This is a genomic window from Pseudomonas sp. NA-150, from assembly GCF_044336365.1.
Lineage (GTDB): Bacteria > Pseudomonadota > Gammaproteobacteria > Pseudomonadales > Pseudomonadaceae > Aquipseudomonas.
The window spans coordinates 1,044,450-1,057,431 of record NZ_CP172305.1; the positions used below are offsets into that span (position 1 = coordinate 1,044,450).

General features: G+C 59.3%; 12 protein-coding genes. 3 read left to right on the plus strand and 9 right to left on the minus strand.

Annotation, left to right across the window (positions count from 1 at the left end; genetic code table 11):
- Positions 1-91 precede the first annotated feature (91 nt).
- Entirely contained in the window at positions 92-2,134 is a 2,043-nt protein-coding gene (gene metG / locus ACF0H7_RS05055) for a methionine--tRNA ligase (protein ID WP_397451700.1), read from the minus strand.
- A 342-nt stretch (positions 2,135-2,476) separates the two neighbouring features.
- Between metG and apbC the strand changes: the two genes are divergently transcribed.
- Positions 2,477-3,571 carry an iron-sulfur cluster carrier protein ApbC gene (gene apbC, locus ACF0H7_RS05060; RefSeq protein WP_397451701.1) on the plus strand — a complete coding sequence of 365 codons (1,095 nt, stop codon included), beginning with the start codon at positions 2,477-2,479 and terminating at the stop codon, positions 3,569-3,571.
- 173 nt (positions 3,572-3,744) lie between these two features.
- On the opposite strand, the gene ACF0H7_RS05065 is transcribed toward apbC, so the two are convergent.
- Positions 3,745-3,954 carry a cold-shock protein gene (locus tag ACF0H7_RS05065; RefSeq protein WP_002554837.1) on the minus strand — a complete coding sequence of 70 codons (210 nt, stop codon included), beginning with the start codon at positions 3,952-3,954 and terminating at the stop codon, positions 3,745-3,747.
- A 426-nt stretch (positions 3,955-4,380) separates the two neighbouring features.
- Here ACF0H7_RS05065 and dcd point away from each other — a divergent pair, with 426 nt between their 5' ends.
- Complete coding sequence (gene dcd, locus ACF0H7_RS05070; RefSeq protein ID WP_397451702.1) at positions 4,381-4,947, plus strand: dCTP deaminase; 567 nt, start codon at positions 4,381-4,383, stop codon at positions 4,945-4,947.
- A gap of 108 nt (positions 4,948-5,055) precedes the next feature.
- Positions 5,056-5,265 carry a hypothetical protein gene (locus ACF0H7_RS05075; protein ID WP_397451703.1) on the plus strand — a complete coding sequence of 70 codons (210 nt, stop codon included), beginning with the start codon at positions 5,056-5,058 and terminating at the stop codon, positions 5,263-5,265.
- A 12-nt stretch (positions 5,266-5,277) separates the two neighbouring features.
- Here ACF0H7_RS05075 and pdeM read toward each other — a convergent pair whose 3' ends face one another.
- The 7 genes from pdeM to ACF0H7_RS05110 form a co-directional block, all read right to left on the minus strand.
- Entirely contained in the window at positions 5,278-5,934 is a 657-nt protein-coding gene (gene pdeM, locus ACF0H7_RS05080; protein ID WP_397451704.1) for a ligase-associated DNA damage response endonuclease PdeM, read from the minus strand.
- Positions 5,931-8,387 (minus strand): ligase-associated DNA damage response DEXH box helicase, encoded by a 2,457-nt coding sequence (locus ACF0H7_RS05085; protein ID WP_397451705.1) that lies wholly within the window; start codon positions 8,385-8,387, stop codon positions 5,931-5,933. Before ACF0H7_RS05085 ends, pdeM begins: the two co-directional genes overlap by 4 nt.
- 217 nt (positions 8,388-8,604) lie before the next feature.
- Positions 8,605-9,369: an ABC transporter ATP-binding protein gene (locus ACF0H7_RS05090; RefSeq protein WP_397451706.1), complete on the minus strand. Its 765-nt coding sequence runs from the start codon at positions 9,367-9,369 to the stop codon at positions 8,605-8,607.
- A gap of 12 nt (positions 9,370-9,381) precedes the next feature.
- The gene (locus ACF0H7_RS05095) at positions 9,382-10,500 is read right to left on the minus strand and encodes a succinylglutamate desuccinylase/aspartoacylase family protein (protein ID WP_397451707.1); all 1,119 of its coding nucleotides are present in this window, start codon (positions 10,498-10,500) and stop codon (positions 9,382-9,384) included.
- Positions 10,501-10,511: 11 nt separating this feature from the next.
- A complete protein-coding gene (locus ACF0H7_RS05100) occupies positions 10,512-11,222 on the minus strand; it encodes an ABC transporter permease (protein ID WP_397451708.1) in 711 nt (236 codons plus the stop codon).
- A complete protein-coding gene (locus ACF0H7_RS05105; protein WP_397451709.1) occupies positions 11,219-11,947 on the minus strand; it encodes an ABC transporter permease in 729 nt (242 codons plus the stop codon). Before ACF0H7_RS05105 ends, ACF0H7_RS05100 begins: the two co-directional genes overlap by 4 nt.
- Before the next feature lie 79 nt (positions 11,948-12,026).
- Positions 12,027-12,806, minus strand: a complete 780-nt coding sequence (locus ACF0H7_RS05110) for a transporter substrate-binding domain-containing protein (RefSeq protein WP_397451710.1) — start codon at positions 12,804-12,806, stop codon at positions 12,027-12,029.
- Between the last annotated feature and the right edge of the window lie 176 nt (positions 12,807-12,982).

The window sequence follows — 12,982 nt, forward strand, 5'->3', positions numbered from 1 at the left end:
CAAAGATAGTATCCGGCAGGGAAAGCAGACGTGCCAGTCACGCAAAAGCCCACTGACTGCACAAAGGCAATCAGTGGGCTTCGGCCAGCGGTTACTTGATCCGCTGACCTGGTTTGGCGCCGCTGTCCGGGCTTAGCAGGTAGATTTCTTCACCGCCAGGGCCGGCTGCCATCACCATGCCCTCGGAGATGCCAAAACGCATTTTCCGGGGCTTGAGGTTGGCGATCATCATGGTCAGGCGACCTTCCAGTTCGGCCGGGTTCGGGTAGGCACTCTTGATCCCGGAGAACACGTTGCGTTGCTCATCGCCGATATCCAGGGTCAGACGCAGCAGCTTGTCTGCGCCTTCGACGTGCTCGGCCTTGAGGATCAGCGCGACGCGCAGGTCGACGGCGGCGAAGGCATCGAAGTCGATTTCGGCTGACAGTGGGTCTTTTGCCAGTTCGCCGTTGCCTTGCGGTGCGGCGGAGGTCTGGCTGGCGGTCAGGTCTTCTTTTGATGCGTCGGACATGGCCTGGACTTTCACTGGATCGATGCGAGTCATCAGCGCCTGGAACGGGTTGAGTGGGTGATTGCTCAGCAATGTCAGGTGGTCATCCCACGTCAGCGGTGCGACGTTGAGGAATTTCTCGGCATCGGCGGCCAGCAGCGGCAATACCGGCTTGAGGAAAATCACCAACTGGCGGAACAGGTTGACGCCCAGGGCGCAAACGGCCTGGACTTCGTCTTGTTTGCCTTCCAGCTTGGCCAGCGACCACGGCGCTTTATCTGCGATGTAGGCGTTGGCGCGGTCGGCGAGGCCCATGATCTCACGCATGGCACGGGCAAAATCCCGCGTTTCATAGGCATCGGCGATGCTTGGCGCGGCGGCCAGGAAGGCGTCGGTCAGTTCCGGTGCGGCATTGCCGGCCACCAGCACGCCGGCGTTACCTTTGTGGATAAAGCCGGCGCAACGGCTGGCAATGTTCACCACTTTGCCGATCAGGTCGGAGTTGACCTTCTGCACGAAGTCTTCGAGGTTCAGGTCGAGGTCGTCGACGCCACGGCTCAGCTTGGCCGCGTAGTAGTAACGCAGGTATTCCGGCGGCAGGTTGTCGAGATAGGTGCGGGCCTTGATGAAGGTGCCGCGCGATTTCGACATCTTCTGGCCATTGACGGTCAGGTAGCCGTGCACGTTGATCCCGCTTGGCTTGCGGAAACCCGAGCCTTCGAGCATCGCTGGCCAGAACAGGGCGTGAAAGTTGACGATGTCCTTGCCGATGAAGTGGTACAGCTCGGCGGTGGAATCCTTGGCCCAGAACGCGTCGAAGTCCAGCTCCGGGCGACGTGCGCAGAGGTTTTTGAAGCTGGCCATGTAGCCGATGGGGGCGTCCAGCCAGACGTAGAAATACTTGCCTGGCTCGTCGGGAATTTCGAAGCCGAAATACGGTGCGTCGCGGGAGATGTCCCACTGCTGCAGGCCAGAATCCAGCCACTCGGCGATTTTGTTGGCCACGGCGTCTTGCAGGGTGCCGCTGCGGGTCCAGCTTTTCAGCATGGCGTCGAAGGCAGGCAGATCGAAGAAGAAATGCTTCGAGTCCTTGAGCACCGGAGTCGCGCCGGAAATCGCCGATTTCGGGTCTTTCAGGTCGGTCGGAGCGTAGGTGGCGCCGCACTTTTCGCAGTTGTCGCCGTACTGATCCTCAGTGCCGCACTTCGGGCAGGTGCCCTTGATGAAGCGGTCGGCCAGGAACATTTTCTTTTCCGGGTCGAAATACTGGGTGATCGAACGCGTTGCGATGTGGCCGGCGTCACGCAGGCGTTTGTAGATCATGCTCGACAGCTCGCGGTTTTCTTCGGCGTGCGTCGAGTGGAAGTTGTCGAAGTCCACCAGGAAGTCGGCAAAGTCGGCGCTGTGTTCAGCCTGGACGTTGGCGATCAGTTGTTCCGGGGTGATCCCTTCTTTTTCAGCGCGCAGCATGATGGCCGAACCGTGGGCGTCGTCCGCGCAGACATAAATGCATTGGTTGCCGCGATGCTTCTGGAAGCGCACCCACATATCGGTCTGGATGTACTCAAGCATATGGCCAAGATGGATTGAACCATTGGCATAGGGCAGGGCGCTGGTGACGAGAATCTTGCGTGGCTCGGACATGGGGCTCGGCTACTTGAAGTGAAACGGAGGTCGGCCACTATAAAGGTCTGAGCGTTTTTTTTCACCTTGCGACGATACCCAACAATTCCCTGTAGGAGCTGGCTTGCCTGCGATCTGACGCGTAGCGGCAGTAAAAACCAGTTAACTCGGAGAGACAGGTACATCCGATAATCCGGATTTACGACCGCTACGCGGTCGATCGCCAGCAAGCCAGCTCCTACAACGGCCGTGTTTGCTGGGCAACGAGGGTTCTCCAGCGGTGGCAGGCTTTTTCATGCCTACACTCATCAGAAGGCGTAGGATAGCCGCCTGTTTTAGTCAGTCTTTCTATCGGGAGTAGCCATGAGCGCCGTTAATCGCGCAGCGGTGGAAGCCGTTCTTCGCCAATATACCGACCCTTATTTGAACCAAGACCCTGTCAGCGCTGGTTGCGTTCGCGCCATCGACGTTCAGGGCGACCGCGTCAGCGTGCAGCTGGAGCTGGGTTATGCCGCAGCCTTGTTCAAGAACGGCTGGGCGCAAATGCTGCAAATGGCGATCGAAGGTCTGGACGGCGTGTCGTCGGCCAAGGTCGAAGTTCGCAGTGTGATTGCCGCGCACAAGGCTCAGGGGCAGATCCCGGGCATGGCCAACGTGAAGAACATTGTGGCTGTGGCTTCCGGCAAAGGCGGAGTGGGCAAGTCCACTACGGCTGCCAACCTGGCGTTGGCACTACACCGTGAGGGCGCGCGGGTCGGGATTCTCGACGCCGATATCTACGGTCCGAGTCAGGGCGTGATGTTCGGCATCGCGGAAGGCACGCGGCCGAAGATCAAGGATCAGAAATGGTTCGTGCCGATTGAGGCGCATGGCATTGAAGTGATGTCGATGGCGTTTCTCACCGACGACAATACGCCGATGGTCTGGCGCGGGCCTATGGTGTCGGGTGCATTGCTGCAACTGATTACCCAAACGGCGTGGAATGATCTGGATTATCTGGTGATTGACATGCCGCCAGGCACCGGTGATATCCAGCTGACTCTGGCGCAGAAAGTCCCGGTGGCCGGCGCGGTGATCGTCACCACGCCGCAGGATCTGGCGTTGCTGGATGCGAAGAAAGGCGTGGAAATGTTCCGCAAGGTCAACATTCCAGTGCTGGGTGTGGTCGAGAACATGGCGGTACACATCTGCTCCAACTGCGGCCATGCCGAGCATCTGTTCGGTGAAGGCGGTGGCGAGAAGCTGGCTTCGCAGTATGACGTCGAACTGCTGGCGTCGTTGCCGTTGTCGATGTCGATTCGCGAACAGGCGGACGGCGGCAAGCCGACAGCCATTGCCGAGCCTGAAAGCCCGATTGCGATGGTGTATCAGGAATTGGCGCGGCACGTGGGCGCGCGGATTGTGTTGCAGGAAGCTATAACGCCAGCAATGCCGAATATCACCGTCAGCGACGATTGATTCCCCTGTAGGAGCGGGCTCGCCCGCGATAGCGGTTTATCTGATGTCCCGAGGTAAGCGCATCGCTGGCAAGCCAGCTCCTACAGCGATTCGGGTGTTCGCACATAAAACACGCAGGCACAAAAAAGCCCCGCTTTTGAGGGCGGGGCTCTTTTTAAGCGAATAAGTACAAGTTAGATAACTTGAACTTCTTCAGCTTGCATGCCTTTCTGACCGCGGGTAGCGATGAAAGAAACCTGTTGGCCTTCTTTCAGGCTTTTGAAGCCGTCGGATTGGATAGCTTTGAAGTGTACGAACAGGTCGTCACCGGATTGTGGAGTGATGAAGCCGAAGCCTTTTTCATCGTTGAACCACTTAACGGTACCAGTTTGGCGATTAGACATGGTGTATCTCCTTGGACAAAGTTAACTGCGACTCAGGAAAAGCCCTGGCCGAGACTGAGTGCAAAGAGCAGGAAAAATTCTTGGAGATGGTTGGATCGAAATTCAACATCGTGTAGAGATTCTCAGTGACACAAGCAACACAGTGGCGCCACCTTAACCCTTTTTCAGGGACGTGCCAATGGTCTTGTTCACGATTATTTATTTTCGCGACAAAACGGCTGCGCAGACCAGCCACACAGCGCTCTAGAGCGGGCCGAACGCATTCACGGTGCTGATAGTTGTTCATTATCTGTCCGCCGGGCGGTATAGGACGTTTCCTCAATACATGAAAGTCTTGCCCAGAGTCTTTCCGTGGGCTTTGAACCCGAAGGCCCAGCCCGGTAAGATGCCGGACATCTTTTTCACCTCGTTATTCAGGACATCGCCATGAGCATCAAATCGGACAAGTGGATTCGCCGCATGGCGCAAGAGCACGGCATGATCGAGCCCTTCGTAGAGCGCCAGATGCGCGGTGAAGGCGCCAACCGTCTGATCTCCTACGGTGTGTCCAGCTACGGCTACGATGTGCGCTGCGCTGCGGAATTCAAGGTGTTCACCAACATCAACTCGGCGACCGTCGATCCGAAGAACTTCGATGAGAAGAGTTTCGTCGACGTCACCAGCGACGTTTGCATCATTCCGCCTAACTCCTTCGCCCTGGCACGCACCGTCGAATATTTCCGCATTCCGCGCAACGTATTGACCATCTGTCTGGGCAAGAGCACCTACGCCCGCTGCGGAATCATCGTCAACGTGACGCCGCTCGAGCCTGAGTGGGAAGGGCACGTGACCCTGGAGTTCTCCAACACCACCACCCTGCCAGCGAAGATCTACGCCAACGAAGGCGTGGCGCAGATGCTGTTCCTGGAATCCGACGAAGAGTGTGAAATCTCTTACAAGGACCGTGGCGGCAAGTATCAGGGGCAGCGCGGGGTTACCCTGCCACGCACCTGATTCGGCCGTTGATCCGACAGCCTGGGAATTAGTGCTGGTTTCGGGACTCTACTGACTGACGGCTCCCTCTCGCGACAAGTGAGGGGGACCAATGCTCAGGAGCGCCCTATGAAGACAACCCAAAAACGCATCGTCCCCGCCGCAGATTCTGAACGGAATCATGTAGGACTGCTGGCCTGGTCGCTGCTTGCGCACCCCCAGTCGAACAGGGTGGGTGGCATTCCGGGTCAGCCGGATCCCGATACGCCCAATGAGCAGCCCTCCGAGCCCGGCGAGCCCATGCTTCCCGACGAGCCGCCTCCTGCTCCGGTGGTATGAGCTAGTAGCGTTTCAGTACGCAACCCACACTGCGCCATCTCCTACGACGAATACCCGGCCATCGCTGTCCGGGGTTATGTTCATGCCTCCGGTAAAGGCGCCGAACGCCGGCAGCAGGGTGGCTCGCTTTCCGACGTAGAAGCAGGGTAGTCGCAGGTTTTGCCGGCCACGGCCTTGCAACCGATACATGGGGTGCACATGCCCGGCCAGTACGTGGTGGGTGGGGTGGGGCTGTGGCTCGTGTTGCAAAGCAAAGGGCCCCAGCAGCAACGGTTCTGAAACCACCGCGAAGCTCCATTCCTGCGGCGGGTCCCCGGCGCGTCGATCATGATTGCCGCGTATCAGGGTGATGGCCAGGGTGGGGTGTCGGGATCGCCATTCCTCGACAGCGGCAAACGTGGCGGCGTTGCGTGACCCAGGCGCGTGCAGGAAATCTCCGAGAAAAACCAGGCGCTCGCAGACATGCTCGGCGAGCAATATGTCGAGACGTTGTAAGTTGTTTCGCGTGGTGCCGTGAGGTACCGGTTGCCCGAGTTTGCGATAGGCCGCGGCCTTGCCGAAGTGGGCGTCGGCAATCAGCAGCGTCCGACAGGCCGGGTAGTAAATTGCCTTTTCCGCCAGCAGCCAGAGTTCGGCGCCCGCCAGGGCCAAGGGGTAGTAGGTCCTCATTGGGCGGCTTGCTCCAGATCACGGACCATGCGGGCGATGCGATCCGCCAGCTTTTCGCTGCTCAAACTCTCGCGAAAGCGCTCCACCAGCAGCGGAAAGGCCAGCGGGGTCGGGCGTTTGATCAGGTACAGATCCAGCGTGCGGCCGTTAATTTGCTGCAAGGCATGTTCGAGCCGCTGAACATCCAGCTCCTGACGCAAGACTTCTTCTTGGGCCTGGGTCAGCAGCAAGTTGCCGGCGTCGTACTGTTTGAACACCTCGTAAAACAAGCCGCTGGACGCCTGCAACTGGCGAGCGCTTTTCGGCGCACCGGGGTAGCCGGAGAACACCAGACCAGCAATTCGGGCGATTTCCCGAAAGCGCCGCAGGGCCAACTCGCCAGCGTTGAGACTGGCGATAATATCGGCCAACAAGTGTTCGGGACTGAACAGCTCCGGGCGCAATGCGTCGGCCCAGTCGATCGGTGTGGCGCTGAGCAGTTCGAAACCATAGTCGTTGACGGCAATCGAAAACGTCAGTGGCTGATCCCGGCTCAAGCGCCAGGCCAGCAAACTTGCCAGCCCCAAATGCACGTGGCGGCCCGCGAACGGGTAGAAAAACAGGTGCCAGCCTTCCCTGGATTTCAGCACTTCGGCCAGTACCGTGGTTAGCCGGGGCAACCCGGACCATTGCCGCTGTACCTCCAGTAACGGCCGGATGGCCTGCATTTCCGGGCGCTTGAACTCGCCGCGCGCCCCCTCGTCGAATTTCGCCACCACCGCTTGCGCCAATTCGTTGGACAGCGGCATGCGCCCGCCATTCCAGCGCGGTACGGCGGCTTTCTTGCCGGTGGCGCGGCGCACGTAGGCGGTCATGTTTTCGACCCGCACCAATTCCAGCAGACGACCGCCGAACAAGAAGCCATCACCGGGCTTCAAGCGCGCGATGAACGCCTCTTCGACGCTGCCCAATGACCGACCGCCGCCGCCTTTGCTCCAGTACTTCAGGTTGATGCTGGCGTCGCTGACAATGGTGCCGATGCTCATGCGATGGCGTCGCGCCAAACGTGCGTCGGGAACGCGCCAGATGCCATTTTCGTCGGGCTCGACTCGACGGTAATCCGGATAGGCCGTCAGTGAATGACCACCGTGTCTGACGAACGCCAGCGCCCACTGCCATTGCGCCTCGCTCAAATCGCGGTAGGCCCAGGCACTGCGTACTTCAGCCAGCAATTCATCGGGCCGGAAGCCACCACCCAGCGCCATGCTGACCAGATGCTGGACCAGCACATCCAGCGGATTGTGCGGCGACTCGCGGGGCTCGATCATCCGCGCGGCCACGGCGTCGTGAGCTGCGGCGGCCTCCACCAGTTCCAGGCTATGGGTCGGCACCAGCGTCACGCGGGAAGGACGACCGGGCGCATGGCCCGAGCGTCCGGCACGTTGCATCAAGCGGGCGACGCCCTTGGCCGAGCCGATTTGCAGCACCCGTTCTACGGGCAGAAAATCCACACCCAGATCCAGGCTAGAGGTGCAGACCACGGCTTTCAGATGACCTTCCTTGAGGCTCATTTCGACCCAGTCGCGGACCTCGCGGGCCAGCGAGCCGTGATGCAGGGCGATCAGCCCGGCCCAATCCGGCCGGGCTTCGAGCAGCGCCTGGTACCAGATTTCCGACTGCGCCCGGGTGTTAGTGAACAACAGGCAGCTGGCACTGCTGTCGACCTCGGCCAACACCTGGGGCAGCAGGCGCAAGCCCATATGGCCGGCCCAAGGGAAGCGCTCGATGACCTCGGGCAGCAAGGTGTCGACCTGTAAGTCTTTGTTGGCCGCGCCCTGTACCGTCACCCCGTGCTCGCCCAGCAGCACTTGCTGTGCATGGGCCTGATTGCCCAGCGTCGCAGAAACGCCCCACACGATCAGTTGTGGGTTCCAGTGCCTTAAGCGGGCCAGCGCCAGTTGCAGTTGCACGCCGCGTTTGTTGCCGATCAACTCGTGCCATTCATCGACCACCACCATGCGCAAGGTCGAGAACGTGGCTTGAGCGTCTGCGCGGGTCAGCAGCAGGGTCAGGCTTTCCGGGGTGGTGATCAGTGCGCTGGGCAGGCGCCGGCCCTGCTTGGCCCGCTCGCTGCTACTGGTGTCGCCCGTGCGCAGGCCGACGCTCCAGGGAATCTGCAGATCCAATAAAGGTGCTTGCAACGCGCGCGCGGTGTCAGCGGCGAGGGCGCGCATCGGGGTGATCCACAACACGCTGAGTGGGGCTGCAAGCGGTTTGCGTGCAGCAGAGGGGGCGGAGGCAAAGCGGTTGAGCGCGGCAAACCAGACGGCGTAAGTCTTGCCCGCGCCGGTGCTGGCGTGCAGCAAGCCAGACTCTCCCCGTTTGACGGCGGCCCACACGGCTTTCTGGAACGCGAAAGGTGTCCAGCCGCGCGCGGAGAACCATCGTCGAGCGAAATCGCTGGGTGTGCTCATGCCGCGCTGATGCTCTGAAATGGCCTTATTTCAGAGACAGCGGCGGCGAGGGATTAGTTTTGTGGTGCAGGACAGGGCGCAGGTACGCGGCGCTATCTGACACAAACACTATGTAGGAGCCGAAGGCTGCGATAGGCCTATATTCGCGATTGAGGTCCTACGGACCTGTCGCAGCCTTCGGCAGCTCCTACAGGATATTTGTCAGATTCAAGAGAGCTTACTTCAGGTTGCCACTCAAAAACTGCTGCAAACGCTCGCTTTTCGGGCTGCCCAGCACTTCGTCCGGGTGACCTTGCTCTTCCACCAGGCCCTTGTGCAGGAACATCACTTGATTGGAAACCTTGCGCGCAAAGCTCATTTCGTGGGTCACCATGATCATGGTCCGGCCTTCTTCGGCCAGGCCCTGAATCACCTTCAGCACTTCACCGACCAGTTCCGGGTCGAGGGCTGAGGTCGGCTCGTCGAACAGCATGACTTCCGGTTCCATCGCCAGCGCACGGGCAATCGCTACACGTTGTTGCTGACCACCGGAAAGGAACGCCGGGTACTGATCGGCCACGCGGGCCGGCAAGCCGACTTTGTCCAGGTACTTGCGCGCGCGTTGTTCAGCTTCCTGATGCGAAATGCCCAGCACGCGACGCGGGGCCATGGTCACGTTCTCCAGAACGGTCATGTGGCTCCACAGGTTGAAGTGCTGGAACACCATCGCGAGGCGCGTGCGGATGCGCTGCAATTCAGCCGGGTCGGCGACGTGCATGCCGTGGCGGTCGGTGACCATGCGCACGTCTTTGCCGTCCAGGCTCATGGCGCCGCTGTTCGGGGTTTCAAGGAAGTTGATGCAGCGCAAAAAGGTGCTTTTACCCGAACCGCTGGCGCCGATCAGACTGATCACGTCACCGGTCTTGGCCTTGAGCGAGACGCCCTTGAGCACTTCGTTGTCGCCATAGCATTTGTGCAGGCTATCGATGGTCAGTTTGTACATGCCGTGCAGTCCTTAAGGAGAAAGCAGGTAACCGCTACGGTAGGCTTCGGTGCCTGCCACGTGAGCGATGACCATGCCGGCGGTTGCCATGCGACGCAAGGAGCGGGCATACAACAGGCCGGGATTGATGGTGTGGATCGGCGTTACCCGATCGTTGATCGGGTCGATGATCTCGGCGATGAGTTGCCCGGCTTCCAGATACTCGCCCGGTTGAACGCAATACACCAACAGACCGCCCACGGGCGTTTCGACCGGTTCGACCGCCGCCAGTGGCGTGGCCGGGTACAGCAATTCCGGCAGCGGCATCGGCTCGCCGGCGATAGCGCCGAAGTGCATCAAAAAGCTGATCAGTGCCTGGCAGTCGCGACTGGCCAGCGCATGATTGACGTCGCCTTGGCCGCGCAATTCCACAGTGACCGAGAAGCTGCCCATCGGCACAGCAAACCGTTCGCCGAAGCGTTGCTGCAATTGCCACCACAGCAGGGTGAAGCATTCATCAAACGACTGACCGCCCGAGTCGGTGGCCAGCAGACTGGCCTGGGCGCCGATAAAGCGCGACAGCGGCTCGACCAGCGACCAGGCTTCCGGCGTGGTGTACAGGTGTTCCACGGCTTCGAAGTCGCAATGCAGGTCCAGCACCATGTCCGCGTCGCAGGCCAGGGCTTGCAGGGTCAGACGCTGGGATTGCAGCTGGGTCGTGGCGACTTTGGCCGCCAGGGCCGCGCGCAGGCTGCTGCGGATCAATTCGAGGTTGTGCTGCGGATCGTCGTTGAGGCGCGCTTCAATGTCGTCGCCGACTTGCTGGCTTAAATCAACGAACTGGCGATTGAAGTTCTGCCCGCTCTCCAGCTCATAGCGACCCAGCGGGATGTCCATCACCACTTGCTCGAGACCAATCGGGTTGGCCACCGGGACCACGACGATTTCGCTCAACAAACGGCCGGCACCTTCCAGTTCGGCCAGGCGCTGTTTGAGGTACCAGGACACCAGCATGCCGGGCAACTCATCGGCGTGCAGGGACGACTGAATGTAGATCTTGCGGCCGGTGTTTTCCGGGCCGTAGTGGAAGCTGTGGATCTGTCGCGCGGTCCCAGGGACGGGCGCGAGCAGATCGTGCGTATGGTGGCGCATGCTAATACGTCCTAGTGAGCCGGGCCGAGGAAGGCCAGCCAACGGCGCTCAGCCAGACGGAACAGACCGACCAGAGCAAAGGTGACCGTCAAGTAAATCAGGGCGGCGATACCGAAGGATTGGAAGGTCAGGAAGGTCGCCGAGTTGGCGTCCCGTGCAACCTTCAGTACGTCCGGCACGGTCGCGGTAAACGCAACGGTAGTCGAATGCAGCATCAAAATCACTTCGTTGCTGTAGAACGGCAGCGAGCGGCGCAGTGCCGATGGCATGATCACGTAGGCGTACAACTTCCAGCCGGTCAGACCGTAGGCTTTGGCCGCTTCGACTTCGCCGTGGTTCATGCTGCGAATCGCCCCGGCAAAAATCTCCGTGGTGTAGGCGCAGGTATTGAGGGCGAACGCGAGGATGGTGCAGTTCATCGCATCGCGAAAGAACGCATCGAGGACTGGCTGAGCGCGGATGGCGGCGATGCTGTAGATACCGGTGTAGCAAATCAGCAACTGGATATACAGCGGCGTACCGCGAAACAGGTAGGTGTAGAACTGCACCGGCAAGCGCACGTAAAACTTGCTGGATACTCGGGCGATAGACAGCGGAATCGATACGATGAAGCCAATGAAGATCGACGCACTGAGCAGCCACATGGTCATGGCCAGACCGGTGATGTGCTGGCCGTCGCTATAAAGGAAGGGGCGCCAGTAGTCTTGCAGAAGTTCGATCATCGTTGAGCCTCCCGGCTACCGGCGGCGTAGCGTCGTTCTGCCCAGCGCAGGGCAAAATTCGAAGCGCTGGTGATCAGCAGATAGATCAGCGCGGCCACGACCAGGAAGTAGAACAATTCATAGGTGCTTTTACCGGCATCCTGAGCGGCCTTGACCAGGTCGGCGAGGCCGATGATCGACACCAGGGCGGTGGCCTTGAGCATCACCATCCAGTTGTTGCCGATGCCCGGCAGGGCGAAACGCATCATCTGCGGGAACACCACGAAACGAAAGCGCTGACTACGGCTCAGGCCATACGCGGTGGCCGCTTCGACCTGACCACGTGGCACGGACAGAATCGCGCCGCGGAAGGTCTCGGTGAAATAGGCACCGTAGATGAAGCCCAGGGTAATGACGCCGGACGAGAACGGGTCAATCTCGATGTAGTCCCAGTCCATGGCATCGGTCAGGTTCGACAGCCAGGTTTGCAGGCTATAGAAAATCAGCAGCATCAACACCAGATCGGGCACGCCGCGGATCAAGGTGGTGTAGACCTGCGCCGGAATGCGCAGCACGCGCAGACTGGAGAGTTTGGAACTGGCGCCGATCAAGCCGAGCACAACGGCGACCAACAGCGACAGAATCCCTAATTTGATGGTCATCCAGGTCCCTTGCAGCAAGATCGGGCCGAAGCCTTTCAAACTGAGGGCGGACAATCCAACGTATTGCAGCATATCGTCGAGCATGGGTAGAGCCTTTTGCGGTCAAAAAAACGCCCATCGAAACGGGTGCAGATTCTCACCTGAAACGATGGGCGTCGGGATGTTATTTACCGCTGTACAGGTTCAGATCACCAAACGTTTTCTTCTGGATCTCGGCGTATTTGCCGTCTTTGTGCAGTGCAGCAATGCCTTTGTCCAACAGGGCTTTCAGGTCTTTGTTGCCTTTCTTGATACCGACTGCAGTTTTAGCTGGCAGCAGTGGATCGTTGATTGGCTTGCTGACTTCATAGCCACCGCCGGCTGGCGATTTCAGGAAGCCCAGTTCGGCTTGCAGCATGTCTTGTACGGAAGCATCCAGACGACCGGAAGTCAGGTCAGCGTAAACCTGGTCCTGGTTGGCGTAGGCCTTGGTGGTCACGCCAGCTTTGTCCAGAACGGCTTTAGCGTAGGCTTCTTGAATAGTGCCTTGCTCATAGCCAACGGTTTTGCCCTTGAGCGACTCAGGTGTCGAGAAGTTCGAGCCTTTTTTGAACACCAGAGCGGTTGGGCCGGAGAACAGTTCGCTAGAGAAGTCGATGACTTTCTCGCGAGCGTCGGTCACGGTCATCGACGAGATCACACCGTCGAACTTGCCAGCGTTCAAGCCAGGAATCATGCCGTCGAAATCGTTTTCAACCCATGTGCATTTTACTTTCAGCTCGGCGCAAATCGCATTGCCCAGGTCGATGTCGAAGCCTACCAGGCTGCCATCGGCCGCTTTCGATTCGAAAGGTGCATAAGAAGGATCCACGCCAAAACGCAGTTCCTTGTATTCCTTGGCCATTGCATTACCAGCGGCCAGGGCGATAGCCAATGCGGAAAGGGTCAGCCATGCTTTTTTCATTGATCAGTCCTTAAAACCAAAATGAGCGTTGGGAACACGCGAACTCTTGCTACCGGCGAGAGCCAGACGCGAAGAAGATAGCAATATTTGAACCAAACAGACGAACGTGCGTTTTAAATGTACAGACATGTCGCAATGATGACTTTGAGCCACAAATGTCCGTTGCAAGCCTATAG

Coding starts and splice junctions, on each gene's coding strand:
- ACF0H7_RS05110 (WP_397451710.1), bottom strand. CDS start 12,806: ATGAAAAAAGCATGGCTGACCCTTTCCGCATTGGCTATCGCCCTGGCC.
- ACF0H7_RS05075 (WP_397451703.1), top strand. CDS start 5,056: ATGAAGACAACCCAAAAACGCATCGTCCCCGCCGCAGATTCTGAACGG.
- pdeM (WP_397451704.1), bottom strand. CDS start 5,934: ATGAGGACCTACTACCCCTTGGCCCTGGCGGGCGCCGAACTCTGGCTG.
- ACF0H7_RS05095 (WP_397451707.1), bottom strand. CDS start 10,500: ATGCGCCACCATACGCACGATCTGCTCGCGCCCGTCCCTGGGACCGCG.
- ACF0H7_RS05100 (WP_397451708.1), bottom strand. CDS start 11,222: ATGATCGAACTTCTGCAAGACTACTGGCGCCCCTTCCTTTATAGCGAC.
- ACF0H7_RS05065 (WP_002554837.1), bottom strand. CDS start 3,954: ATGTCTAATCGCCAAACTGGTACCGTTAAGTGGTTCAACGATGAAAAA.
- apbC (WP_397451701.1), top strand. CDS start 2,477: ATGAGCGCCGTTAATCGCGCAGCGGTGGAAGCCGTTCTTCGCCAATAT.
- ACF0H7_RS05085 (WP_397451705.1), bottom strand. CDS start 8,387: ATGAGCACACCCAGCGATTTCGCTCGACGATGGTTCTCCGCGCGCGGC.
- dcd (WP_397451702.1), top strand. CDS start 4,381: ATGAGCATCAAATCGGACAAGTGGATTCGCCGCATGGCGCAAGAGCAC.
- ACF0H7_RS05090 (WP_397451706.1), bottom strand. CDS start 9,369: ATGTACAAACTGACCATCGATAGCCTGCACAAATGCTATGGCGACAAC.
- ACF0H7_RS05105 (WP_397451709.1), bottom strand. CDS start 11,947: ATGCTCGACGATATGCTGCAATACGTTGGATTGTCCGCCCTCAGTTTG.
- metG (WP_397451700.1), bottom strand. CDS start 2,134: ATGTCCGAGCCACGCAAGATTCTCGTCACCAGCGCCCTGCCCTATGCC.